This is a genomic window from Spirochaetales bacterium (genome assembly GCA_016930085.1).
Taxonomy (GTDB): domain Bacteria; phylum Spirochaetota; class Spirochaetia; order SZUA-6; family JAFGRV01; genus JAFGHO01.
Genome location: JAFGHO010000107.1, coordinates 101,076 through 126,913, shown reverse-complemented (window position 1 = coordinate 126,913; position 25,838 = coordinate 101,076). Strand labels below are relative to the sequence as shown.

Here is a 25,838-nt window from a genome sequence, read left to right as displayed (position 1 = left end):
AGGAGGGACGTGTGGCTAAAGCGAGAATCATGGTCGTCGAGGATGAAAGTATTGTTGCCCTGCAAATTCAGGAAGGACTTGTTGCCGCTGGATATGATGTTCCATCTCCGGTGGCAAACGGAAAAGACGCGATCAAGCAGGCAGGCGAGACGGAGCCCGACCTGATTCTCATGGATATCACCCTCAAGGGGGAGATGGACGGGATCCAGACCGCTTCGACGATCAAGGACATGTACGATATCCCGATTATCTACCTTACCGCGTACTCAGACAACGAAACCGTCGAACGGGCGAAAATTACCGAACCTTACGGTTATATCCTCAAACCCCTTTCGGAAAAATCATTGATACTGGCCATTGAGATGACCTTGCAGAAAGCGAGAAAGGCCAAGGAGTTCAGACAGAACAGTGAATGGTACTCGTCGATTCTCAAGGGAATGGGCCAGGGGCTTATTGTAGTAAATGTCAAAGGGGAAATCAGGTTCATCAATCAATTTGCCGAACAACTCACCTTGTGGGCGCAGCACGAAGTGGCCGGCAAACGCATCACGGATGTATTTCCCGTTATCGACAGTGCGACGGGGGCATTCGCCTCGTTTCCCATGGACAGATCGATCGTTTTCAAAAAACTGACAAAAGGCGAAAATCTCCTTCTCATGACAAAAGACAAGGTAAAGATTCCCATTGAATATTCGGTCGCGCCGCTTCAAAACAAAATGGGTAACGTCATTGGCATCGTCATCATTTTTTTCGGTATCCGTAAAAAACATGACCGCCATCGCCAATCGGATAAACCCGCACGCGGGAATGTAACCGAACCGGTGCGGCTCCTGCCCAGAAAAGGAATTCGGATTTCGGGATTCAGAAGCACCTGGTATTTCATACCGAGTATCCTCACTTCCGGAGTCAGTTTCAACTTTTTTTCACTCGACGAGAACCACATCGGTTTCTTCATGCTCGATGTTTCAGGGTATGGTTTTACGACGGCGCTTTTTTCCATGAATCTGCATCAATTCCTTTCTCCGGCCCCGAACAAGGGGGGCATACTGGTCCGGCAGCCGGAGGACGGCTCTCAATCCATGATACGTTCTCCCGGCGAAGTGGCCCGGGAGTTGAACAACCGCTTCTTTATCGCGGAAAAGGATAATCCATATTTCACGCTGGTATACGCGATAACCGATATAAAAACAGGATCGACCCGTCTCGTTAACGCCGGACATCCTTCCCCAATCTATCAGGGTCATGAGGGTAAGATTAAAATCATCCAGGCAAACGGGAGCGCGATCGGAATGACCGCGGAACCGGTGCTGTCGGAATACGAGTTTACGTTTGAACCCCAAAGCAGGCTTTTTCTCTATTCCGACGGGCTTATCGATTCCACGTTTGCAGACATAAATCAGATATGCTTTAACCGTCTTGTTGCCTTTATCGAAAACAATACAAAGATCAAGATTCCGGATCTCATCCGTAATCTTGAAAATGAAGAACGCGGGTGGCACATGAAGCAGGAATACAAGGACGATGCGTCACTTTTTATTATCGAAAGGGAATGAGGCAGACAGAAAACAAATGAATATCAAAAATCTGTCGATCGTGATCGTTATATGGTTCTCTCTTCCCGCCTGTCATTCTCCCCTCTTTGCCGATCCCCCCCTTTGTTCAATCGGGAATATCATTATGAAAAAAGACATCCGGAACGGAGAGGCGGGGGTGATGTTTACCGTCACCGATGTCTATGTTTTCGGTTCTCCGGGGGCTTCACTCATTTTTACGTTCAGAATAGATCAGGATACATGGCCTTCCGGTTCGACGGTACAACAGGAGGAACACGCTGTTCCTTTTGACCCCGCACATTGGAAAACGGCGGCATGGTTTTTTTATCCCATTCTTTTACTCGAAAAAAAGGGGAACCCGGACGAACCGTATCACGGCTTTTTCTCCGTCATCGACTCCGGAACGGAGGCGGTTCTCGCGTCGAAACGTATCGCTTTTTCAATAAAATGTATATCCGATTACGCCGCGGACCGGCGATTTCCCCTTGAAAAACATCCGCACATCATGAACGCATATCTGGATGAGGACCTGACGGGAAACTGGATCGGTCTCAATCCGGATATGCTTACGAACGGTATCGTGGGTCTCGTCCGTCTCGGGCTTGACGAAAACGGCACATGTTCGGTCCGGGAGGAAACATGGCTTCTTTCCGACACCGGGATAATCGAAAAAAAAGAAGGCAAGGCTTCCGGCCTGCAATGCGAGTGGTTCATCGACCTCCCCGAACCCGGAGGCGGCCCTGAGATTCCCGCTTTGCATATACGAAATAGCGTCAATGAAAACAACGGCGTTTACCGCTACGCCTTCTTTCAAACCGGGGCATTGGGATGTGTCCCGATCGCTGAAGAGAGTAATCCCCTTCTTCCCTTCACGCACCGGGAAACATCCGGTCCCCTCCTCTTTTTCCCCGCTTCGCGATGGGAAACCTCCTGGGAGGAAAACAGAGAATCCCTCGCCTACGCGATTGCCTGTCCTTCATTTCGATTCGATCCGGATCATATCCCCCTGAATGCGGAGATGGCGGAGGCGTACCGGTCATTCATGACCGCCGTGCTTATGGAATGACGCATGGCGTACGACATCCGTGAATAGCGGAAGAGAAAGGAATAACGGCGGACGTCGTTTGAAAAAGCGGCGGATGTCGTTTATATACCGCTTTTTTAACACACGATAAACGGGCGGTTAACGCGCGTTCTGAAAGGATGAGTGTTTGAAATGAAAACATGGTACGCAGTTTTATCCCTTTTGGTTATCCTTGCTCTCATACCTGTCCACGCGAAAACAATAAAACAAAAGGGACTGGAAATTTCAGTTTCGCACGCGCCGTCCTGTATCGACGGGATCGTCAATTTCACGGTTCGTGTTAAAAATACGACCTCACTCGATAAAACTCTCACAGCGACCATTTACCTTTTTCCCGATGGTACTCAAAAACATATTACCGACGAGACGCCGCGTTCACCGGTCTACCTTGAAATCCCGAAAAAACAACACGTCGAAGATACTTTTTTTCTATTTTACCCGGATCCGATACAGGGGGCGACGTGGGAACTCAGGGTAGATGAAATATATGATTTTATCCTCTCGAACGACAATGGAGATGAGGCGGGCGGATTTGTCGAAAAAGAGGGAAAGGAGAGCGTTATGAATCCGGTCATCGGAACCTGGAAAATGACCGCGAGAAAAAAATCGAGGGTATCGGGTGAGTGGACATGGAGTTTCCGGGAGGACGGATCGGTGGTCATCGAAGAAATCCTCGGCCCGGAAGCGAGAATGCCCGTAACGTATGAAGGCCGTTACAGCATCGACGGGCTTTCGGTGTCGGTCGATCTCGGTTCCGGGAGCCCGTTTCCGCGTCGCCTCAAAATCGACGGAGACAGACTCGTTTCGGGAAATGACGTGCTTATCCGAATCGACGGCCCCGGGTTGTCCGAATAAGAATGCCTCCTGTTCCCGGTCATCCGTAACGATACACCGCCTCCTTATCCCCGGCCTGTATGCCGCACCGTGAAAAATGGGTGCTTTGACGAAAGCCTCACTGACGGAAAATAGTAAAATTTCTTGAAAAATTCTACTGTATAAAACCAATTTCTGGTGTATAATGATGAACGAGGAAGAAACCTAACTCGGTGTCTGTCATCATCGGTTCCGGAGAATCATGAGGACACCATACCACGCTGATGAAATCTTATGTGATACGGTGACCAGCGCATTCATGCCGGGTTGTGTATCCGCCCGTTATAATGCGCGGGTACAGGATCGTCCGTTTGCGGGGGTTGTACTCATTAAAAACGAACATATGATGCACGATACGGAGTGAAACGAAAGGGGAAAAAGCAATGATAAAAACATGCAAGGATGTTGTCAGTTTCATTATTATCGATGATCATCCGATTTTTCGCAAAGGTCTTGCCTACCTGATAAACAGCGAAGAAGGATTCGAGGTCATCGGAGAGGCCTCGACTTTTGAAGAAACCATTTTACTCATCGAAAACGAACGGTTCGATTTTGCCATTATCGATATTTCACTCAACGGAAAAAACGGTCTCGAACTGGTGAAGATTCTCCGCCACAACCATCCCGACACCTACTGCCTCGTTCTTTCGATGTATGATGAAGCGGTGTTCGCCACAAGATCCCTGAACCTCGGTGCCCAGGGATATGTCATGAAATCGGAAGATCCTTCCTGCGTCATCTCGGCGATTAAAACGATTATCGACGGGAAAATTTATCTCAGTCCCGATATGGAAGACACCATTCTCACCCAAATGGTGGACAGCATCATGTCAAAATCATTCGACCCGATTCAGCGATTATCGGATCGCGAGTTCGAGATATTCAGACTCATCGGAAAAGGGTATAAACCTCACCAGATCGCGGAGAAACTCTATCTCAAACCGGGAACGATCGAGACGTACAGAAAAAGCCTCAAGAAAAAATTGCATATGAAAAACGCCATAGAGTTACGCCAGTTCGCCATTGAATGGTCGAACAACAACATTTCGAATTAGGCGCAGGAAAACCGCATTTCGTACCATCCCCTGAAGCGGTCCGGAAGCAAAACGCCGCGATAATGGCGGGGGCACTTCGTCTTCCCGAGACGCTTCATGAAGTGACACGGCTTCCACATTCACCGTTTTTTCGGTAACAGAGTTCCGGATTGCTGATAGTGACGACCGTATCCGGTTCGACGGACTCGGTTATCCATGTATTACCGCCGATCACCACATTCTTGCCGATGACGGTATGTCCGCCTAAAATCGTCGCGTTCGCATATACCGTCACGTTATCCTTGAGGGTCGGGTGCCTTTTTGTCCCCCGGATCATCTTACCGCGTTCGTCTTTGGAAAACGAGAGGGCGCCGAGGGTGACCCCCTGATATATTTTCACATTGTTTCCTATTTCCGTCGTTTCACCGATAACCACACCGCTGCCATGATCGATGAAGAACGATTCACCGACGTTCGCCCCCGGGTGGATATCGATAGCGGTTTCCGAATGCGTCCACTCGTTCATGATACGGGGGATAAGGGGAACCTGTTCGGTGTAGAGGATATGTGCGATCCGGTGGACCGTGATTGCCTTGATGAACGGATAGGCCATAATAATCTCGTCAAGGGATTTCGCGGCAGGATCCCCGTCATAGGCCGCCTCGACATCGAGTTTCAGCAATCGCCTGTTTTCGGGAAGCGATTGAAGAAGCTTTTCGGTAATATGTTTCGCCCTCCATTCACAATCGCATTCGTCGCATTTGTTCAGGGTACACTGATACTTCAACGCACGCGTTATTTGTTCCACACATTTATCATAGAGTTGTTCGATGATCGATCCCACATAATAGCGAACTGAAGACGTGGTCACGGCCTCATTTCCGATAAAACCGGGGAATATGATTCTGAAAAAATCCCTGATAATCTCAACGACGGATTCGGTCGTGGGTAGATTGAGTCCGTCAACATGGTTTATTCCTCTCTGTTTTTCATACGATTGCCCGAGGATATCGACAAGATGATGCATTGTCGTTTTTTTCCAGTCATCCTTCTCTTTCATCCGTCCCCTCCTTTCCTATACCGGGCCGCGCGATATACTCCCATTTTATATAACCATTTTTATAATAAATATATCCGTTTAGATTTAAATTGTCAACTTATATATTAATCTAAATCGGCACGGCAACAAACCGCATTGGTAAGGACGTTTTCCGAAGCCGGCCGTATGTACAAAAATCGATGTTCTCCGCCCCAACCGGGCCCTGTTCGAGTTGCATCGACCGGCTTTTTTTCACTATATTTAGGTTATGGAAAACATTTCCGATGTGATGAAATTCGGGAAACTGTCGCTTTCGATTAAAAACTCGGAGGTCACACAAATTCTGGGGATCCATTACCTCCATATCGGTCTCAATGAGAATGAAGACCTCTATGTAACGAAATACGGCATACCATTTTACCATCAACTGGAACCTCGTCAATTTCTGACCGACAGGGACTGGTTTCAGGCGCACTCCGATCGATTATCGGGTACAAGCTGCACCTACCGTGTAAGAACAAAAGAGGTGAATGGAGTATGTAAAGACGTGGTAATCAAATGGAATAGAATGGGACAGGACATACCGGGCGCGGAAGACTTTGAAGAGTTTGCAGGTGCAGAGTTCAACAGCCCCTTCGAGGAGTTTTCACTGGTCATGGAATTGAGAAACACCAAGTATGAATCCCCGGGCAGAATCATTACACAAAAACCGCTTGCCGTCTATGTCCCGAACGAACACGTCGAACTTTGGGAATCCGGCAGGCGTGAGTACAAAATGCGGAACAAAATCGCCGCCCATGAAGAAATAGAACTCAATATGTACCGTTCATACGTTATGATCTATGAATGGGTCAAGGGAATCGACCTCGCAAAAGCCCACACCCTCGGGATCGTCGACAGGGAAACGATGAAAGCGTTCACGCTGCATGTCGATAAAGAACTCAGAAACAAGGGATTTCATGTCAGGGACAGAAAGCCCCATCACATCATCATCAGACCCGGAAAAGACCGCGCCCTTAAACGTACCAAAGACGGCAGCATCCCGTATGCGCTTGTCGATTTCGAACTTCTTGAGCGGACTACCGAACGGGATAGAATCGTCAAAAACGCGAAAAGAACCAATTATCTGAGACGACAAAGTACCCGCTTCTCGTACAGCGGGTTTAAAAGCATTCCACCGTACCTCAAATCACGGACGATTATGGGTGTCGACTATATTTACGGGCACGCGGAGTTTACCCACGGGGCCCTCTGGATAGTGGGAAGGGACCCGGAGTTGTTCGATTATTTTCTTCCCGAACGATGGGAAAAGACACCCAGGAAAAAGCTTTCCGCCACAAGTGAAATATACCATACCGTAACAAAAGACAATATCCACCTTGTCTGGAAGGTATCGCGGGTCGGGCTCCTCCCCCATGTCGATCCGCTCGGCGGACACGCCCGCCGTATTATCGAGCATGGCTATAACAGCCCCTTCGAAGAGGTAAGCATCGCGCTGGAATTGAATAAAAAAGGCATTCAGACGATATATCCGCGAGCCATTTATATGACCGGCAACGCCATCGATATCGATTCGTCACTCAGCGACAAGAGGCGATATATAGCCCACAGCGATCTTCGCAATCCCGACGACACGCCGATCCTGAGAGAAGATCGCGACTATCTGCTGATCTGGGGCTACTGGAACGGACCCGACGATATGCTTGCCCTGTATGACGGCAACTATTACAGCAGCGTCAATGCGATTTACGCCTGTAAAATCGGACTTATTTCAAAAAAAGAATACAAACAGCTTTTACAGCGGCAAAAAAAGAAATTATTCAAGGCCGGATTCGAGGATCTGAACATGAAGGGGTCCCACCTGCTTCTCTCACTCGACAGCAGGGGCAACCTTCTTCACGACATCGATAAAAAACCCGCCGTCATCATCTGCAACTTCGAACTGATTCGCAGAATCCGACCGGCGGGCCGTTTTTCCCGCGTAACGGATGCGCGCCATTTTCCCACAAGCGGCCAATCGTCATCGCTTATCGACATGCCCGATAACACACGGGAGATCAACAGCGCACAATAACGCGCGCGAGGCTTCCCGTGAAAACTCACGGGAAGAAAATACGGTTTTTTACCGGTTAACCATACCACCGGTATGAACGATATTAATGGGGAGGGAATTGTCACAGGCGGATGGAGTTCCCCGGGACGGATAAAAGCAAAACCAATGAGGAGTCAAGGCGATGAATATATTTGTAACAGGGGGAACCGGATTTATCGGTTCATACGTGGTAAAACGGCTTTCCGACGCGGGTCATTCGATCACGATTCTTGCCCGTAATCCGGACAAGGTACCGGCGTTACACACGCTTGCCGGTGTGTCCATTATCCCCGGACTTTTAACGGATTTTCATATTATCGAGAAACATATGCATGAAAAGGACGCGTGCATCCATATTGCACTCGGCTGGGGGGATATCGCAACGAGCATGCTTAAAAACGATACGTTTCCTTCCGTCTTTATTTTCGAGACGGCCGCACGGGCTGGCGTGAAACACCTTATCTATACATCATCAACGGCGGCAACGGGTAATAATCCGCACCGTGGAAAGGGATATCGTGAAAGTGAACCGGTCACCTACTATGGTGCGACAAAAGCTGCATCCGAGCAGTATCTTTACGCGGTCTCCCATATGTTCCCGATACGCTGCAACATTATCCGTCCGGGATATACCTTCGGCAATCCCGTGATTCCGGGCGCATATATCGAATCCGACAACCGTTTCCGTCACATTGCCGCCGCCGTGAAAAAGCATCACCCCCTCACCCTGACAAAACATGACGGGACACAGTTTATCTGGGCGGGCGACCTCGCGAAAGTATATGAAGCCGTTCTGGCATCAAACGTGAACAGGGAATGCTATTTCTGCCTCGGAAGCGAATATATTACATGGGAAGCGATCGCTTTTGAAGCGATAACGATGACCGGTTCATCGACGAGCGTCATTCTGGAGGATAAAGGATACGATGAACAACCACTCCTTTTCGATGTCGAATCCATTAAAGCCCATTTCGGTCTGTCGTTTTCCTGCAGGCAAAAGATCAGGGAACATCTTGAGTTTCTCATTGAGACGGTTTGACTTTCAAAACTGACTATATTCGGTTGCGTATTGGGTTTTTCTTTAGGTTTTCCGCTATCCCCGCTCTTCGGCAAGACGGTAAAAAACCTCGGGCAGCTTGAGAAAATATCGATAGGTAAGTTCCAGGTTGTTGATTGAAATCCTTTCATCCCGGCCGTGCAGTACTCCCGTGTATTCGTCCATGGTCATCGATTCATCAAAAAGAGAAAATCCGTAAACGATCGTTCCCCTGACCCTCCAGAACCTCGCGTCCGTAACCCCGCTGAATAAAGCGGGAATCGGCCTGGCACCCGGGTACATGGCCTGTACAATCTCGAAGGTCGCATCGAAAAGCGGCGTGTCTTTTTCCGAGACATTGGACGGGAAATAATCGACGACTTCCATCTCAAACTTGTCCATATCCGGGCCCAACGTCCGCTTTATTTCCTCCGTCACATCCTCCACTGTCTGGCCGGGAAGAATACGGATGTCCAGCTCGCATGTCCCCTTATCCGGAATGACATTCGTTTTTACGCCCGCCCTTAGAATATTGGGGCTGAATGTCATCCGTGAAATCGCGTGAAGATGCCGCGCCATGCCCGGTGATGAGGATGAAAGGCGGCGGAGAGCGGTGTCAAGGGTAATCGGATTCGTGAGAAGCGCCTGCGCGAGGCCTCCCAGATTCATACTCCGTACCATTTCCCGGTATTCGTCACAGATCCCTATCCGCATCGCGTGATTGGCGAGCAGGGAAATCGCCCCTGAAATCCTTAAAGCCGCGTTTTCCGCCATATAGGGAAGACTTCCGTGCCCTGATCTCCCTTTTGCCGTGAGCCTGGTCCAGGCGATTCCCTTCTCCCCGGTGGTAATCACGATTCCATTTCCGTGTTTCCCTTTGACGAAAAACCCTCCGGCCTCCGTAATCATGTAATCCGCCTTCACCTTTTTCCAGTGATTTTCAACCAGCCACCGCGCCCCGTATCTTCCCGACGCCTCCTCGTCCGCGACGGCAAGAAAAATCAGATCACCGGGAAGCCGTTTTTTTTCCTTAATAATATCGGCAAAAGCAACCGCCTGGCAGGAAGCGATATTGAGCATATCGACCGTCCCCCGCCCCCATATATAGCCGCCATGGCTTATTCCCCCGAAGGGATCGAACTTCCAGCCGTCCTCGTCCGCCGGAACAACATCGAGATGACACATATACATGAGAGAAGGAGAACCCGGTCTTGTTCCGGGGACCCGTGCGAGAATGCTGGCCCTTCCTTTTCGCGATTCGAGTATCTCCGTTTTTATGTTATTTGATTCAAAAAAACGTTTCAGTGTCCTGGCGGATTTGATCTCATTTCCCGAATCCGGGCTTCCGTCATTGACGCACCGGTTGCGAATAAGCTCCTGAAGAAGAGACACGACTTTATTTTCCGATTTTTTATTTCCCGCCACGATCCTTGTTATCCGATACCCTGAACTCAGTGACGGTCGATTGTAAATTATTTACGGTTTCCTGTATTTTTTCCGACACGTCCTGCAATACCTGAAGGGCTTTCAGTATTTCCTCGCTTCCCAGCTTCTGTTCCGATGAGGCGTGAAGAATTTCCGTCGCCACCTGGTCGAGCATTCCCGTGGCCTCGATAACCTTGCTCCCCTCTTTTGTTTCACGGCCGATCGCCTCCCCTATTTCGGCCGAAGACTGCACCAGGTGTTCCATGGATTTCAGGATTTCCTGCGCACCCGAACGCTGTTCACTGAGGGCACTCGAAATCTCCATGATAAGATGGGCCGTTTTGTCGATATCGACCATGATTTCTTCAAAGGCTTTTGCGGCTTCCGAAGAAAGTTTCGTTCCGTGTTCGATCTTTTCGATTGTTTCCTTGACGATCTGCTTGATCGTCTTTGCCTCACCCGATGAATCGGCGGCGAGTTTTCTGATCTCTTCCGCGACTACGGCGAATCCTTTTCCCGTTTCCCCGGCGTGCGCCGCCTCGATCGCCGCGTTCATGGAAAGCAGATTCGTCGTTGCCGCAATCCTGGCGATACCGCCGATCGCTTCCGCGATCTTGGAGGAGGCGACCTGTATTTCCTGCATCGCGTTCATCATTGTCTGTATTTTTTCACCGCCCTCGCGTGCGATGATTGAAAGTCCCTTCCCGAACTCCTCCGCTTTCTGGGAACTCGTATTTACCGAATTGATCGAGCTGACCATCTCCTCGATACTCGCGGAACTTTCCGCGACCGCCCCCGCCTGGCTTTCCATATGCCCTTTTATCTGTTCGGTGATCGAAATCATCCCGTTTATCGATTTTATCGTTTCATCAACGACCGCCTTATGCTTTTCCAGATTGTTGTGGACGCTGTCGATTGAAGCGACCATCTGTCTGACCGCGGCACTCGATTCATTGACCGCGGTGGTGAGGTTTTCGTTGACCTTCCCGACTTCTTCCGAACCGGATTTGATCGATGTCAGGCAGTCGTCGAACTCCCCGGCCATACCGTCGAATGCCTGACAGATCTGACCGATCTCGTCCTTCGATTTGACATTCACCCGCACCGTCAGGTTCTTCGAAGCGAAATCTCTTATCCCGGATATGAGGCTCGTCACCGGCTTGAATAACAGCCAGAGTCTCACGAGGAGAATACCGCTGATGACGACGATTACTCCTATTGAACCGAAAAGAATAAAACGTATCTCCCCGAACTTGTTCGTCACATCTTTGAAAAAAGAAACATATTCTGTCGATAGTATAGTCCGCTCGATACCGGAAAAACTCAACAGGAGGAATATCCGGTCGACCAAAAAAACCACTATTATGACGAGAACAAAAACCAGCATTCGGTTCAGTGTTTTTAGGTTTGCCTTTTTATTCATTCCCTACCTCTTTCCGATAGACTCAACCCTTACAATCTAATTGATTTCAAGTAAAATGTCAAAAAAAAGAAAGCGAAAATTTCTTTTTTCATATTGATCCCATACGGTTATAGGCAAAGCGGATAATTTGGAATATAATCGGGATAACGATATTAATGTAACAGAGGATACGGTTATGGGTCCCGAAAAACAAAGAAAAATCTGTATTCTTGGGGCGGGGGCCTGGGGAACGGCGATGGCTAAAGTCATCGCGGAAAAGGGCTTTCCCGTTGAAATATGGTGTTTTGAAAAGGAAGTGGCTGAACAGATCAACAGGGAGAAGGTCAACAGCCGGTACCTCATGGGCGTGCAGCTTCCCCCCAACATACGGGCCACCACGGACATTCAAAAGGCGGTGACAGGCAAGGAGTACCTCCTCTTCGCCGTCCCCTCTCTCTATATCGTCGAAATAACAAAACGAATCCTCCAGATTCCGGATATCATCGAAGGCAGGATGCAGATCGGTATTCTCACGAAAGGCTTCATAAAAACACACGCCGGAACCCTCCTCATCACCGAAGCGCTCGAAAATTATCTTCCCGGCTTCTACAAGGGAAACCTCACCTATATATCCGGCCCGTCTCACGCGGAAGAGGTGGCGCGTGGAAAGATCACCGGCCTGATAAGCGCGTCGTCGAACGGGGTGAATTCGATCAAGTTCAGGGAACTGCTTTCCGGCGGCAAACTCATCGTCTTTTCTTCTTTCGACGTGATCGGCGTCCAGGTAAGCGCGGGGCTGAAAAACGTCATCGCGATCGCGTTCGGCGTCCTCGACGCCCTCAAGGAGCTTTCACAGGACTTCGGGGACAACACCGAAAGTCTGCTTCTCGCTGCCGGGCTCAATGAGATACAGATCCTCGGTCAAGCGATGGGCGCCACGCACCAGGAAACATTCACGTCGATCGCCGGTGTCGGCGATCTCGATGTCACCTGCAGAAGCATTTACGGACGAAACAGGAGGCTGGGAAGGGAGATTATTTTCCAGAGAAGGCTTTCGAGTTACAAAAATATCGAGGAAGTGATCGATGATATCAATTCGTTCGGTTATTTCCCCGAAGGCATTCTGGCCGCACAGCGCGTCCATGACCTTGTCAGGGAACGGAAACTCAAGCTGCCGATATCGACTGGTGTGTACAGGATTCTGGACTGTCAGGTCAAACCCATGCAGGAAGTCGAGCGGATCCTTAAAGGAATAACCCGGGGTACGGGATTCGGGACGTTGGAAAGCAAAAAAACGGGAATATGGCCGTCTATTCTTTGACGGAAAGCGAACGTGCCAACCGCTTGATCGATTCCAGGTCCGTTCTCCTGAAATGTTTCCATGCAAAGGGGAAAATGCTGTTGTTATGAAAGAGGGGTTCTTCCTCGAGGGGATACACCGATGTTCGAACGCATTCCTTCCATATCGGCGTTCCCGGCACCGGCGAGAACTCCGCGATGTATATTCTCACCCCGTAACGGGAGAGCGTCCTTACGGATTCCTCGACGTCTTCACTGTATTGTCCCGGAAGTCCGGCGAGAATATAGCACCCGATCTCATGCCCCCCGAAACCGGCCTTTTTAAGCAGATCGACGGCGTCACCCAACGCACCGACGGACACCTTGTTGTCATAGCTGCGGTGAAAGTCCGGACGCATACTCTCTATCCCGATCCTTATTTCACGGAATCCGGCCTTTTTCATTAATACCGCCAGCTCCGTATCGAGATACCGGAGGTGAATGCCGTTGGGGAGGTAAAAATTCACATTGAGACCCGAATCACATACCATGTGAAGAAATGGAATGATCCCCCGTTCCCTGTCTGCGAGAAGGGCATCGTCATAAAAGGCAAAGACACGAGTTCCGAGCCTGCCGTGAGTTTCCCGCAGCAGGGCAAAGGCGGAAGCGGGATCGCCGTTATGAAAGTCTCCCGATAGCAGTGAGGACGCGCAATACCTGCACCTGAAAGGACACCCGCTGTGAATTTTCAAGACGGCCGCATCCGAATAAATATCCGAGAGGATGAGCAGGTCACTGTCGTGCGGGGCATCGGGAACGGGAAGACCGAGTGAGCCGCACACTTCACCGAGACGGGGCGAGGCCGGACCGCTTATGACCTCGTCCGCGCCGGTTACCTCGATGCAATGAGAAGAGCATAATGTCGCGTAGGTACCGCCGGCAATAACCTTAACCCGCGGATGGTATTTTCTTACGATCCGGACCGCTTCCCGGACACCCGGATACCAGTACGTCATCCCCGTCGTCACCAACACGATATCGGGCCGGATGCCTGAGACACGCCGTTCGATTTCTTCCGTAATGATTCCATAGCGGGAATAATACCGCTTGATGTTTTTAAGCGCCACGGGCTTTTCGATATGCTGCTTGAAGAATTTTCCCGTGCCGTTTTCATGACGGCGGGGAGCAGAGAGAAAACGGCATGAGGTTTCATCGGTGTAGTCAAGGCAGTTCAAAAGCGATACGCGGTAGCCTGCCCGTTCGAGGCTTTTCCCTATCGTAAGAAGGGGAAACGGTTTTATGAAAAGATCAAAAAGGGCGAAATCATATACGGGGGGAAATATAAGCAATGCGTGCGGCATATTCGCGGTTTTCATCATTATTACTCAGGCGGACAGTGTATCCTATCGCTTTGCTTTTATCAACGTGTACTAAAAACGGCAAATCCTCAAGAGGGCGATCCTTTTTCATTACATCATACTCATATCAATATTTTAGAAACACCTGTGTCCGCATTTCGAACCTGTTGCATCGGTGACATCACGGATATTGTAACATTGCGAAAAATAAGCTACGCTGTACAATCGATTATAGAAAGAAAGAACAGAGGCTATATGAAAACGGTAACGGCCTTTTCCCCCGGCCATATAACGGGATTTTTTTATATTCACGATACCGGACGCTCACCGCTTCACTCCGGTTCGCTGGGTGCCGGATTTTCTCTTGAAAAAGGCGTCACCACCATGCTTACCGTCGAAACGGCTCCCGAAAGGACAATCGATATCATCATCAATGGAATACCGGCCGGAAACGCGGCCGTATCCGAACGGGTTATCGATCTTTTTTTCGATCTTACCGGAACGGACGATTCCTGCCGCATCAAGGTGGATCACACAATCGACCTTCCAATCGGAGCGGGATGCGGGACGAGCGGGGCCGGGGCCCTGAGTCTCGCCTTATCGCTCGATGAGGCTTTTGGGACCGGACTTTCACGTATCGAGGCGGCCGGACTCGCCCATCGGGCCGAGGTTGAAATGAAAACGGGCCTCGGGACCGTTATCGGAGAAACATTCGGGGGTATCGAGATACGTATCGCGCCGGGCGCGCCGGGAACCGGGAGGATGCTTCAGATTCCGCCCGACCGCCGGTACAAGGCCGTCGCCCTCATTCTCGGCGGTCTCGAAACAAAGGAACTGCTCCGGCAAAAAAAGACCAGGCGCGCGGTGAACAGGTACGGCAAAAAACTCATCAAACAGCTTGTCAAAGACCCGACCGTCCCCGCTTTTTTGCGTCTTTCCCGCCATTTTACGGAAAAAACGGGCCTCGCGGATGCGACGACTCATCACATCCTTCGCGTTCTCGACGATGAAGGAATTACGGCGGGTATGCCGATGTTCGGCCGGGGTGTGTTCACCATCGTCGGGGAGGATGCGGCAGAGAAAGTGCGGCATCTTCTTTTTACTTGTACAGGAAGTAAAAATAGTATAGTCTGTGATATCGATTATCAGGGAGCAAGGGTACTGGATGGGAATTAACATACCGGAATCACATCCAAGGGCGGCCTCACTCAAAATACGTGAGGCACTCATCCGTGGTGTGGAAGACAATGTCGTGGCGTATGCCGGACTTATCGCACACGGCAGAGGGGAGGCGTTCGATTATCTCATCGGTGAAAAAACGATCCCCCAGGCACAGCGGGCGATAGAAGCCGCCGCCGCTTCACTTCTTAATGCCGCCGCACCGGTGATTTCGGTCAACGGCAATACGGCGGTTCTCGTGCCCCGTGAACTGGTCGGGCTTTCCGAGATCACGGGCGCCCGGCTTGAAGTCAACCTTTTCTACCGGACGCGCGAACGTGAAGAGGCCGTCCGCAAGGCGCTTCTGGATGCCGGTGGCCGGCATATTTACGGCGTTGGCGAAGCGGCGTCGGAGGTCATCGACGAACTTCAAAGTGAAAGAAGGCGTGTCGATCCGGACGGCATACTGAAAGCGGATGTCGTTCTCGTTCCGCTCGAAGACGGCGACAGGACGAAAGCGCTGGTCCGCTGCGGTAAAACGGTGATTACCGTCGATCTCAATCCCCTGTCCCGTACCTCCCGGACGGCGCATATCACGATTGTCGATAATATCACCCGTACCCTTCCCGCACTTATTGAAAAGGTGAAGGAATTGAAAACAACACCGCGTCCCGCCCTCAAGCGGATCGTCGAAAGCTACGACAACAAAAAAAACACCGGGGAAGCGTTGCGGGCGATCTGCGACAGGCTGCTTCTGCTCGCCGGAGGCGGGACGGATATCCCATGAATATATTGTGTATAAAGTAATTAATTATGGAAGATAAAGGGAAAGATCAGGACATTATATCGGCGGAATTGAAAAACCGTCTCATGAAGGACCTCACCTTCAATTCCGGGAAAATACTCGGCTCGATGTGCACCAGGCCCCACCCCTTTGCGGAAGAGATATTCATGCGGTACATCGAAAAAAATATCGGCGACCCCGGCCTTGTCAACGCGACGGAAGAAATAGAGAAAGAGGCGATAGCGTTGCTCGGGAACCTGGTCGGATTGAGAAAAGCCGCAGGACACATCGTTACCGGGGGGACTGAGGCCAATATCCTTGCCATGTGGACGGCAAAAAAAAGAATGAAAAAAAAGGTGAGAACGCCCGAAGTCATTCTCTCCGAAGACGCGCATTTTTCCTTTGACAAGGCAGCCGAACTCATCGGTCTGAAACTCAAAAAAATCAAAGTGACCGGACAATTCCGCATCGATATCGAAAAGGTAAAAAGGGCTCTTTCGCCCAACACCATCGCCATCGTCGGTGCCGCTGGGACGACGGGGCTGGGTGTCGTCGACCGGATCGATGAATTGTCCGCGATCGCCCTCGAAGCGGACATCCACCTTCACGTCGACGCCGCTTTCGGGGGATATGTGCTTCCGTTTCTCAAAGAACTCGGCTACGAACAGCCCCCGTTCAACTTCAGACTCAAGGGGGTGTCTTCCATGACCATCGATCCTCACAAGATGGGCATGGCCGTCATTCCGGCGGGTGGTATTCTCTACAGGACGAAAGAACTCTCTGAGACGGTGCGCATTCCCGTTCCTTACCTGTCGGGCGGAGAAAACGCTCGGGCGACGATCGTCGGAACGAGGTCGGGGGCGTCGGTTCTCTCCGTCTGGTCGCTCCTCAACCACCTGGGGCGTCAGGGGTACCGGACGATCATCAGGAGGTGTATGGATTCGACCGTCTACCTCGCTGAAAAAATCGCCGGCATCGAGGATGTCGAAATGATGATAAAGCCGGTGATCAATATCGCCGGTATTACCTCGAAGGTTCATCCGGTCGGCTCGATCGCGGAACGATTGAGAAAAAAGGGATGGGCGATCTCGCTTTTTCCGAACCACATCCGTATTGTCCTCATGCCCCACGTCTATCGCGAGCATATCGACAAGTTTATCGACGATCTCAGCGACATATGCGCCAAACTGAGGGGGGTATCGTGAAAAACTGTCACCCGTCAAAGGATATTACCGGTTCGATCGAAGAATCCGGTAAAGGCAAAAAGATCGTTCTTTGCATAACGGGAAGCGTCGCCGCGGTCAGATCACCCGATATCGCGCGGGGTCTCATGCGGCGCGGCTACGAGGTATATCCGGTCATGACGGCCGCGGGGTGCCGTATCATACATCCCGATCTCATGCATTGGGCGACAGGGAATCCCGCGGTAACGGAACTGACCGGCGCGCTGGAACATGTGCGTCTCGCAGGGAATGTCGCGGGAAAGGCGGACCTCATTCTCATTGCCCCGTCGACGGCAAATACCATCGGCAAGATCTCATCGGGCATCGACGACACACCGGTAACGACGGTGGCGACGACTGCCATCGGTGAAGGAATACCGTTGGTGATCGTCCCGGCGATGCATGAATCCATGTACAATCACCCCATTCTCAGGGAAAATATTCTTCGTCTCAGACAAATGGGCATCGATGTCCTCGATCCTCTTGTCGAAGAGGGAAAGGCAAAAATCCCGGACACGGATGCAATCATTCAACATGTTATTACCCGGTTTTCTTCCGCAGGACGCCTCGAATCCTTGCGTGTCCTTATTACGGCGGGGGCAACGATCGAATATATCGATCCGGTGAGAATCATCACGAACAGAAGTTCCGGAAAAATGGGGATGGCGCTGGCAGCCGCGTCTCATCTGGCCGGTGCGGATGTGACGGTCGTCTATGGTAGGGGGACCGCGCCGTTGCCGTACGGCGTCCGCGTGGTGCGCGTCGAGACGGCCGCACAGATGCAGGAAGAGGTCTCTCGACGGCTCGAATCGAAAGGGGTCGATATCGTGATCGCGGCCGCGGCTGTCGGCGACTGGACCGTGAAAAAATCATCAGATACAAAAATCGCCACCTCCGGACGGAAGACACTCTCACTCGACCTTGTTCCCACGCCAAAGATCATCGACGGAATCAGGAAAAAGAGTCCTGAGGTTTTTCTCGTCTGTTTCCGGGCCGTGACCGGGCTCGAGGACGAACAAATAATTGCGGACGCATTCGTCCGGCTTCAAAAGGCGGATGCCGACCTCATTGTCGCAAACGACGTGGCGAGAAAAGGATCGGGATTCGAAGGAGACACGAACGAGGTGTTTATCGTCGATCATAAAAGGAACGTCCTTCATGTGGGGCCTTCATCGAAGACGGAGGTGGCCGTGAAAATAATCGAAGCGATAAACCGCGGGCTTGAAAAGAGGAATCGGTAAGCCCGGATGTACCGAAACCCTTAAACCACGCTTTTTCCTTGACATTATCCGCAAACAGGATATAATAATGTCGAACATAAAACTAAAAAAGTGTGTTTTTTGTCGCCGGCGTTTACGTTAACACGACATGCCTTTCACGAAAAAAGGAGGAACCCATGAAAAAAAAAGCAATGACGGTCTGTATCTCGCTCATGCTGCTTTTTATCGTCATATCGGCGGGGTATGCCGGAAATCCGCTCGTGACAAACGTACGTACGGCAGATCCTAATCCGTTTGTCTATAACGACAGATTTTACATTGTCTGCGGTCAGGACGAGGTCAACACGGACGGCTTCAATATGTACGCGTGGAGGCTGCTGTCGTCGACAAACATGAGGGACTGGACCGATCACGGCCAGATTCTGCGGCCTGACCAGATAAACTGGATGCCGGACAACCGCGCGTGGGCGTCGTCCATCGTCTATCGAAACGGTTATTTTTATTTTTACGCGAGTAACGACCGGCAGATCGGGGTCTTGAGGAGTACATCGGTCACCGGTCCTTATGAAGACATAAACGGCGGGCCGATTATCGACGGTAATACACCGGGCCACGCGGCACGGGATATCGATCCCATGTGTTTTATCGACGACGACGGACAGGCCTATCTGTTCTGGGGCGGCGACGGCAACTGCCGCTACGCGCGGCTTGAAAGTAACATGACCTCACTCGCGGGCAGTGTCATGGATGTCCCCGGACTCACCTCCTATCTCGAAGCCCCCTTTGTCATCAAGGAAAACGGTACCTATTTCCTCATGTATGCCGACTCCCCGTGGCCGTCCGAAATCCGCTACGCGACAAGTTCGGGTATCACGGGCCCGTGGCAGTACCGGGGGGTCATCGGTACCCCGACCGGTTCGGGAACCAATCACGAAGGCGCCGCATATTACAAGGGTCAGTGGTGGTACGCCTACCATACGGAGGAATTATCGAACGACAACCCTTACAGCAGGTCGGTGTGCGTGGACAAAATGTACGTCAATGGAACCACAATAGAAAGAATCGTCTACACAGACAACAATGGCGGGGGCATCGACGAACCGACCGCTGTTCCGACAGCCGCACCGACGCCGCCGCCTGCATCACAGAATCCCGTCTGGAGCGGCGGGCCGTATACGCTGGACGGAACGGACGATTATATCGATGTACCGGACAACATCACGATGGAACTCTACGATTTTACCATCGCCGCCTGGGTCAATCTCGTTTCGGCGGGCACCTGGTCGAGAATTTTCGATTTCGGCTCCGATACGACATGCAACATGTTTCTCACCCCTTCATGCGATTCCGGGACGATCCGGTTTGCCATTACCGTCGCCGGCAACTCGGACGAACAGCGCATCGACGGTTCATCGTTTCCGACGGGCTCGTGGCAGCATGTAGCCGTGACCAAAAGCGGAAACACGGGAATCCTCTACGTGAACGGAAGCGAAGCGGGGAGGAACACTTCGATGACCCTCAGCCCCGTTGATCTGGGCGGCACGCTCTGCAATTATATCGGCCGGTCGCAGTATGCCGGCGATCCCTATCTGAACGGCAGCGTCGACGATTTCCTGATTTACAACAGGCAGCTCGGCGGCTCCGAAATCCTCACGCTCTCAAATTATCCTCCCGGATCGACCGGCGCTATCGGTGATGTGAACGATGACGGGGCGATCAATATCGTGGACGCCCTTCTCGTGGCCCAGTACTATGTCGGTCTCGATCCACAGGGATTCAACCGGAGTCGTGCGGACGCGAACTGTAACGGTAATATCGATATCGTCGATGCCCTATTAGTTGCACAGTATTACGTGGGCTTGATCGACCGCTTCTGCCAGGCATGATGTTCCGAAGCGCCCGTTAAGGTTTCAACAAAACTGCGAGACGAGACCCACGTAGAATCTGGCGATGAGCAAACCGTCGATAATATCGACCTTATTGTCACAGTTCACGTCCGCCGTATCGACATTGACGCTATCGGGCCCGATAAGGCTGACATAGTACCGTGCCACAAGCAGGGCGTCGATAATATTGATCCGATACGATCTCCGACTGTAATGGGAATAACGGCAGAATCATGAAAGCGAGGACAAGAGAAAAAAGTTGAAAGAAAAAAGCTTTGTTTTCCATATGAAGGACTCCTCTATGTATAACTATTTTGCACGATTATCTCCTTTTTTTTAACAATCCGCCGACCTGCCGGGTATGACTGGACCCTCTGTCTTCTTCGAATAATCGAAGTCATTTGACATGGGGCCGGACAAATGGTATAATGATTTTCAGTAAAAGAGGCCAATAAGGAATTTTAATAGATGAAAAGGTCTCATCATTTTTTCGAATACAGAAAATGAACACAAAAAGACGTCCGCATGATTCACAGCGAACAATGAAAACAAATTTATGCAGGGGGGTGTGAAATGAAAAAATATTTTTTTCTATTGACTTTCCTTTTTCTTTTTATCGGTTCTCTCGCGTGGGCGTACGATTATGCCGATGCCTTTGAAAAGGGGGTCCGGTTTTTCGACGCCAATAAATGCGGCACCGATGTGAGGCAGGACAATGTTTTTTCATGGCGGGGAAACTGTCATACCGGAGACGGCGACGGTTCGATCGACCTGACCGGCGGATATCACGACGCCGGCGACCATGTCAAATTCGGGCTTCCGCAATTCTGGACGGCCGGTGTGTTGGGGTGGATCCTCTATGAATACAAATCGACCCTTGACAGAAACGGATTTACCCCGAAGCTCATGTCGGTGATCAAGCGATTTACCGATTTCATTTTGAAAAGCCATCCCTCGGCTCATGTCCTTTACTGGGAAGTCGGTGACGGTCATTCCGATCACGCTTACTGGGGCCCCCCGGAAACACAGACGGACGACCGCCCGGTTAAAATAATCAATGCGTCCAATCCCGGCACGGATGTCTGCGGCGAAGCGTCGGCTGCCCTCTCCCTGATGTACCTCAATTATCGCAACACCGATTCGTCGTACGCGGCCATGTGCCTTCAGGGGGCGAAGGAACTCTACGATCTCGGAAGGAATTATCTCGGGCAGACCACCTGCGACTTTTACAAATCGTCGTCCCACTATGACGACCTTGCCTGGGCCGCGGTCTGGCTCGCCGTCGCGACCGGGGACGAGAGTTACCTCGAACCGGTCGACGGCTACCTGGACGAACGAAACAATTACGGGGACGACAATTACGCGAAGGAATGGGCCCCCGCATGGGACGATGTTGCCCTCTTTGCCATGCTGAAAATGGCCCAACTGACTGAAAACTTCAAATATATGATCGGTGTCGAGAATAACCTTACATGGTACAGCCGCGATCTCAATAAAACACCGGGCGGACTCCCATGGCTCGATTCATGGGGCGTTCTCCGGTACGCGTCCGCCGAAGCCGGATTGGGTTTTCTCGCAAGCAAACTCGTCGGTATCAACCTGTATAACGAAACAGGGGAAAAAACAATGGACTACATTCTCGGAAGCAACCCGAGAAACGGCTCCTACATCACCAACTACCTCAACAATCCTCCGCGCCACCCGCACCACAGGGCGAACCAGCCGGACAAAAACTCATCGTCGACGAACGGTATGGTCGGCGCCCTTGTCGGCGGACCGAACGAAAGCGACGGGTATACCGACGACGTGAACGACTATACGATGAACGAAGTCGCGATCGACTACAATGCCTCGTACCTTTTGGGCATGGCCGGGATGATATATTTCGAATCGGGCGGTGAACCCGCACCTTCTCCCGTCCCTCCGGAACACCCGACGCTCGAAATTCTCTACCGCCCGGCCGAGGCCAACTCCGCATCGAACCAGATCAAGCCTTTTATGAAGGTGAAAAACCCGGGACCGGTCCCCATTACCCTGAGCGGGATTACGATCCGTTACTGGTTCACCACGGAAGGAAACGGACCGGACGAGTTTTTCGTGGATTGGGCTTCGATGGGCCGGGAACATATTACGGGAAACGTCTACGACGGGTTCCTCGAAATCGGATTCCTCGATTCGGCGCCCGTTCTCAAGATCGGGACGGATACGGGAGAAATGCAGATCAGAATCACGAAACCGGATTGGGCCGAATACGATCAGAGCAACGATTATTCCTTTAATTCAAGTTCGCCGAACGATTTCACCGTTAACACGAAAATAACCGCCTATCATGAAGGGGCGTTGATCTTCGGCATCGAACCCTCAGGCAGCGTCGCGACCGCGGCACCGACGCAGCCACCCTCATCCACCGCCCCCCCGTCACTGCCGGGCGACGCGAACGGGAACGGCACGGTCGACATCGTCGATGCGCTTATTACCGCCCAGTATTACGTCGGTCTCGATCCGGACGGGTTCATTCCGGGCGCAGCCGATGTCAACGGCGACGGAACGATCAACATTGTCGACGCGCTGCGTATCGCCCAATACTACGTGGGACTGATCGACGGTTTTTAATTCTACCTGCGCCGCACCTGATATTCCACGGAAACATTCCCGTCCAAAAACCGCGCGACAAGGCCGCCGACGTTTTTTATAATTACATCGCCGTTTGGGCCGCCGATTTTTTTTTGTTGTCCAGCGGAAGCCTCATGATAAACCTGGTTCCCTTTCCCTGTTTGCTTTTGCACTTTATCGTGCCGCCGAGGGTTTGGGTGATGATATTGTAAATGAGGTGCAGGCCAAGGCCGGTACCGCCCTGGGCCCGTTTTGTGGTAAAAAAGGGATCGAAAATTTTCTGCATGTTTTTCTCCTCTATCCCTTTGCCGTTATCCGAATAGGTGAAAATCATTTCATCGTCGACCGTTTTGATATCGATCTCCATTCTTCCGTGTTCGATGTCCTCAAAGGCATGGAAAAGCGAATTGAGAATCAAATTCGTGATAATCTGGGAAAACGCGCCCGGATAACTGAATATCTTGACGTCATCGGGGCAATTGATGACGATTTCATGATTTATCTTTTTCAATCGAGGCCTCAGACTCAACAGGATGTCCTGAATATATTCCTTGAGATGAAACGACCGTTTCTCCTCACTCGATTGATCGACGGCGATGCCCTTGAAACTTTTTATAAGTTCGTGGGAGCGCTTCAGATTTGAAAGAATCATGGATGTCGATTCATTGGCGATCTCGATATAATCGGCCAATTCGGATTTACTCAATTCATTCGAGTTGATTTTAAGAAGCAGTTCCTCCGTTTTTTTCGCGAGATGCGATGCGGCGGTAACACCGATTCCGATCGGCGTATTGATCTCATGGGCGACCCCCGCAACCAGCCCGCCCAGCGCCGCCATCTTCTTCGATTCGACCAGCCTCTGTTGGGTGTTTTTAAGGGTATGCAGGGTTTTATGCAGTTCCATGTTCGCCGCTTCGAGATGCTTCGCCTGGTTCTGTATCTGCTGAATGAAAGCGGCCCCTTTCAACGCGCTGTTAAGGAGCAGCCGCCTCATGATTTCCGATGTAAAACTTTTCTGGCTTCCCGGTTCGTACAGCACGATACCAAGCTGATTTTTACCGAAAAATATCGATTCGACCAGGAGGGAATACGGTTTTTCGTCCGGTATCACGCCGTCCGGGAGGAGTTTCCTGGTCGGAAAGGTGATTCCCTCCTTCCCGATTGTAATGCGCCCCCGCGGGTTGAGTGCGAAAAGCAGTCTCGAATCCCGAAAGTGTTTTCCCTTATTCCCTTTTCCCTCATATAGTGAAAGGTAGCACGACTGAATCCCCAATTCCGGAAAATGCAGCGCGAGGATTTCGAGCACGTCTTCCATCGATTCGAGTGAAATAATGTGTTCGCCGATATCCCTGAAAATCTGGTATGCCTGTTCTTCCTTGATCGCCTTGTGTAAATAAACGCGTTCGGCATAATCGTCGATTAAAAGCCGCGTTTTGTGAAAAATATGTTCGATAACATGATGTTCGTGATACGGGAAAAAGGGCAGCACCGCTTTTCTCAATGCGGAAACAAATACTTGCCACATCACTTCCTTTTCACGGTCGAATGAAGCGGTCATATAGAGATACGCTTTCAGTGTCGTGGTAAATATGTTGAAGTCATCCTCCTCCATGGCATGAAACAATGATTGCACGATCTCCCTGATATGTTCCGGTTTCAGGCTTTGCGTCCCGGCAGCATACTTTCCCTCCATTTGATCCGGGATAGTCCGAACAATGGTTTCGAGATGATCCGCCGGGCTGCCTGTATTTTCACCGGTTGCGACGCCGCTTTCAATCGGCGCGGACAGATTAAGTCCGATCGTTTTTTGTGAAATGGATTCCCCGTAACACCCGCATGATTCACGGATGACCGGAACGGTTGGCAGATAGATTTCAAGCGGTACTTCCCTGCGATCGATGATATCAAGGACGATTTCCAGGGCTTTCGTTCCCATTTGATATGTCGGCTGTCGGACGGTACTCAAAGGCGGGTTCATGATTTCACTTGAAACCTGGTCGTCAAAACCGGTAACCGCGATATCCCTCGGAATGACAACATTCTGGCGCTGAAGTTCTTCTATCGCGCCGAACGCCATATCGTCATTGGCCGCGATTATCGCTTGCGGTTTTGTTTTCAATTCATCGAGTATATGCCGGACCGCCTTGACACCGGCCTGCGGGGTAAAATCACCGGGCAGAACCAGTTCCGGCCTGAACGGTATATTGAAATCGGTAAGCGCCTTGCGGTATATGTTGAACCTGATATCCGCGTCATAATTCCCTTTCAGTCCGCTGATAAAGGCGATATCCCGGTATCCGTGGTCTTCGACGAGATGGACAATCATCCGGTAAAGGCCGGAGAGATTATCGATGAGAATCGAATGAATTCCTTCGACGCGCTGGCATATGCTGACGGTCGGGATATCGATGTATTCATGCATAAATCCGGAAAACTCTTCGGGGTTGACGAAATGGCTTACCGAACCCGATGAAACGACCAATCCGTCGACATTATCTTTATTCACGACACGGTAAATGGAGTTCTTCAGATGTTCATGCTTTCTGGGTGATTCGATCGCACCCCCGATAAAGGTGAGGAGATTGACATCCTTTTCCAGTGCCTTCTCCTTGATACCGGAATAAAGACTGCACTGATATGGATTCTCTATCCAGTCGATAAAAAAACCGATTGTAATCCTTTTATGTCTCTTCATCGTTTGTTACATACATATAGTAATAAAACCGCGGAAAAAAAGCAACAATAATGCGGGAAGCGCCGTTCTTTGCAGGATGGATCTC

The 25,838-nt window shown here is 50.9% G+C and carries 19 protein-coding genes; 13 read left to right on the top strand and 6 right to left on the bottom strand.

All coding sequences use genetic code 11. The features are described from left to right. The first annotated feature begins 11 nt into the window (after positions 1 to 11). The 4 genes from JW881_18750 to JW881_18735 all read left to right on the top strand — a co-directional run bounded on the left by JW881_18750 (position 12) and on the right by JW881_18735 (position 4,565). Complete coding sequence (locus JW881_18750) at positions 12 to 1,553, top strand: SpoIIE family protein phosphatase (GenBank protein ID MBN1699566.1); 1,542 nt, start codon at positions 12 to 14, stop codon at positions 1,551 to 1,553. Positions 1,554 to 1,569: 16 nt separating this feature from the next. Beyond that, entirely contained in the window at positions 1,570 to 2,619 is a 1,050-nt protein-coding gene (locus JW881_18745; GenBank protein MBN1699565.1) for a hypothetical protein, read from the top strand. 150 nt (positions 2,620 to 2,769) lie between these two features. Then, entirely contained in the window at positions 2,770 to 3,492 is a 723-nt protein-coding gene (locus JW881_18740; GenBank protein MBN1699564.1) for a hypothetical protein, read from the top strand. Between the two features lie 401 nt (positions 3,493 to 3,893). Then, positions 3,894 to 4,565 carry a response regulator transcription factor gene (locus tag JW881_18735; GenBank protein ID MBN1699563.1) on the top strand — a complete coding sequence of 224 codons (672 nt, stop codon included), beginning with the start codon at positions 3,894 to 3,896 and terminating at the stop codon, positions 4,563 to 4,565. 94 nt (positions 4,566 to 4,659) lie between these two features. On the opposite strand, the gene JW881_18730 is transcribed toward JW881_18735, so the two are convergent. Next, a complete protein-coding gene (locus JW881_18730) occupies positions 4,660 to 5,571 on the bottom strand; it encodes a serine acetyltransferase (GenBank protein MBN1699562.1) in 912 nt (303 codons plus the stop codon). 298 nt (positions 5,572 to 5,869) lie between these two features. Between JW881_18730 and JW881_18725 the strand changes: the two genes are divergently transcribed. Both JW881_18725 and JW881_18720 read left to right on the top strand, forming a co-directional pair. Then, complete coding sequence (locus JW881_18725) at positions 5,870 to 7,657, top strand: hypothetical protein (protein ID MBN1699561.1); 1,788 nt, start codon at positions 5,870 to 5,872, stop codon at positions 7,655 to 7,657. 160 nt (positions 7,658 to 7,817) lie between these two features. Continuing rightward, the gene (locus JW881_18720) at positions 7,818 to 8,714 is read left to right on the top strand and encodes an NAD(P)-dependent oxidoreductase (protein MBN1699560.1); all 897 of its coding nucleotides are present in this window, start codon (positions 7,818 to 7,820) and stop codon (positions 8,712 to 8,714) included. Positions 8,715 to 8,768: 54 nt separating this feature from the next. Here the strand turns inward: JW881_18720 and JW881_18715 are convergent, their stop codons facing one another. Both JW881_18715 and JW881_18710 read right to left on the bottom strand, forming a co-directional pair. After that, positions 8,769 to 10,136: a M20/M25/M40 family metallo-hydrolase gene (locus JW881_18715; GenBank protein MBN1699559.1), complete on the bottom strand. Its 1,368-nt coding sequence runs from the start codon at positions 10,134 to 10,136 to the stop codon at positions 8,769 to 8,771. Further along, a complete protein-coding gene (locus tag JW881_18710) occupies positions 10,123 to 11,559 on the bottom strand; it encodes a HAMP domain-containing protein (GenBank protein MBN1699558.1) in 1,437 nt (478 codons plus the stop codon). Before JW881_18710 ends, JW881_18715 begins: the two co-directional genes overlap by 14 nt. Positions 11,560 to 11,734: 175 nt before the next feature. On the opposite strand from JW881_18710, the gene JW881_18705 reads away from it, so the two are divergent. Beyond that, positions 11,735 to 12,859 (top strand): NAD(P)-dependent glycerol-3-phosphate dehydrogenase, encoded by a 1,125-nt coding sequence (locus tag JW881_18705; protein MBN1699557.1) that lies wholly within the window; start codon positions 11,735 to 11,737, stop codon positions 12,857 to 12,859. On the opposite strand, the gene JW881_18700 is transcribed toward JW881_18705, so the two are convergent. Further along, positions 12,849 to 14,195, bottom strand: a complete 1,347-nt coding sequence (locus JW881_18700; GenBank protein MBN1699556.1) for a radical SAM protein — start codon at positions 14,193 to 14,195, stop codon at positions 12,849 to 12,851. The two genes, JW881_18705 and JW881_18700, sit on opposite strands and share 11 nt — an antisense overlap. A 234-nt stretch (positions 14,196 to 14,429) precedes the next feature. On the opposite strand from JW881_18700, the gene JW881_18695 reads away from it, so the two are divergent. The 5 genes from JW881_18695 to JW881_18675 all read left to right on the top strand — a co-directional run bounded on the left by JW881_18695 (position 14,430) and on the right by JW881_18675 (position 20,445). Then, positions 14,430 to 15,350 carry a GHMP kinase gene (locus JW881_18695; GenBank protein ID MBN1699555.1) on the top strand — a complete coding sequence of 307 codons (921 nt, stop codon included), beginning with the start codon at positions 14,430 to 14,432 and terminating at the stop codon, positions 15,348 to 15,350. After that, positions 15,340 to 16,119, top strand: a complete 780-nt coding sequence (locus JW881_18690; protein MBN1699554.1) for a phosphopantothenate/pantothenate synthetase — start codon at positions 15,340 to 15,342, stop codon at positions 16,117 to 16,119. Before JW881_18695 ends, JW881_18690 begins: the two co-directional genes overlap by 11 nt. A 26-nt stretch (positions 16,120 to 16,145) precedes the next feature. After that, positions 16,146 to 17,321, top strand: a complete 1,176-nt coding sequence (mfnA, locus tag JW881_18685; protein ID MBN1699553.1) for a tyrosine decarboxylase MfnA — start codon at positions 16,146 to 16,148, stop codon at positions 17,319 to 17,321. After that, a complete protein-coding gene (gene coaBC, locus JW881_18680) occupies positions 17,318 to 18,580 on the top strand; it encodes a bifunctional phosphopantothenoylcysteine decarboxylase/phosphopantothenate--cysteine ligase CoaBC (GenBank protein ID MBN1699552.1) in 1,263 nt (420 codons plus the stop codon). Before mfnA ends, coaBC begins: the two co-directional genes overlap by 4 nt. Before the next feature lie 155 nt (positions 18,581 to 18,735). Further along, positions 18,736 to 20,445, top strand: coding sequence for a family 43 glycosylhydrolase (locus tag JW881_18675; GenBank protein MBN1699551.1), 1,710 nt, complete (start codon positions 18,736 to 18,738; stop codon positions 20,443 to 20,445). 24 nt (positions 20,446 to 20,469) lie between these two features. Here the strand turns inward: JW881_18675 and JW881_18670 are convergent, their stop codons facing one another. Next, on the bottom strand, positions 20,470 to 20,613 hold the full coding sequence (locus JW881_18670) for a hypothetical protein (protein MBN1699550.1): 144 nt from the start codon (positions 20,611 to 20,613) through the stop codon (positions 20,470 to 20,472). Positions 20,614 to 21,018: 405 nt separating this feature from the next. On the opposite strand from JW881_18670, the gene JW881_18665 reads away from it, so the two are divergent. Continuing rightward, positions 21,019 to 23,058: a glycoside hydrolase family 9 protein gene (locus JW881_18665; protein MBN1699549.1), complete on the top strand. Its 2,040-nt coding sequence runs from the start codon at positions 21,019 to 21,021 to the stop codon at positions 23,056 to 23,058. An 82-nt stretch (positions 23,059 to 23,140) separates the two neighbouring features. On the opposite strand, the gene JW881_18660 is transcribed toward JW881_18665, so the two are convergent. Further along, positions 23,141 to 25,753 carry a substrate-binding domain-containing protein gene (locus tag JW881_18660; protein ID MBN1699548.1) on the bottom strand — a complete coding sequence of 871 codons (2,613 nt, stop codon included), beginning with the start codon at positions 25,751 to 25,753 and terminating at the stop codon, positions 23,141 to 23,143. Between the last annotated feature and the right edge of the window lie 85 nt (positions 25,754 to 25,838).

Coding starts and splice junctions, on each gene's coding strand:
- JW881_18705 (MBN1699557.1), top strand. CDS start 11,735: ATGGGTCCCGAAAAACAAAGAAAAATCTGTATTCTTGGGGCGGGGGCC.
- JW881_18735 (MBN1699563.1), top strand. CDS start 3,894: ATGATAAAAACATGCAAGGATGTTGTCAGTTTCATTATTATCGATGAT.
- JW881_18730 (MBN1699562.1), bottom strand. CDS start 5,571: ATGCATCATCTTGTCGATATCCTCGGGCAATCGTATGAAAAACAGAGA.
- mfnA (MBN1699553.1), top strand. CDS start 16,146: ATGGAAGATAAAGGGAAAGATCAGGACATTATATCGGCGGAATTGAAA.
- JW881_18700 (MBN1699556.1), bottom strand. CDS start 14,195: ATGATGAAAACCGCGAATATGCCGCACGCATTGCTTATATTTCCCCCC.
- JW881_18690 (MBN1699554.1), top strand. CDS start 15,340: ATGGGAATTAACATACCGGAATCACATCCAAGGGCGGCCTCACTCAAA.
- JW881_18660 (MBN1699548.1), bottom strand. CDS start 25,753: ATGAAGAGACATAAAAGGATTACAATCGGTTTTTTTATCGACTGGATA.
- JW881_18745 (MBN1699565.1), top strand. CDS start 1,570: ATGAATATCAAAAATCTGTCGATCGTGATCGTTATATGGTTCTCTCTT.
- JW881_18695 (MBN1699555.1), top strand. CDS start 14,430: ATGAAAACGGTAACGGCCTTTTCCCCCGGCCATATAACGGGATTTTTT.
- JW881_18720 (MBN1699560.1), top strand. CDS start 7,818: ATGAATATATTTGTAACAGGGGGAACCGGATTTATCGGTTCATACGTG.
- JW881_18710 (MBN1699558.1), bottom strand. CDS start 11,559: ATGAATAAAAAGGCAAACCTAAAAACACTGAACCGAATGCTGGTTTTT.
- JW881_18675 (MBN1699551.1), top strand. CDS start 18,736: ATGAAAAAAAAAGCAATGACGGTCTGTATCTCGCTCATGCTGCTTTTT.
- JW881_18665 (MBN1699549.1), top strand. CDS start 21,019: ATGAAAAAATATTTTTTTCTATTGACTTTCCTTTTTCTTTTTATCGGT.
- JW881_18740 (MBN1699564.1), top strand. CDS start 2,770: ATGAAAACATGGTACGCAGTTTTATCCCTTTTGGTTATCCTTGCTCTC.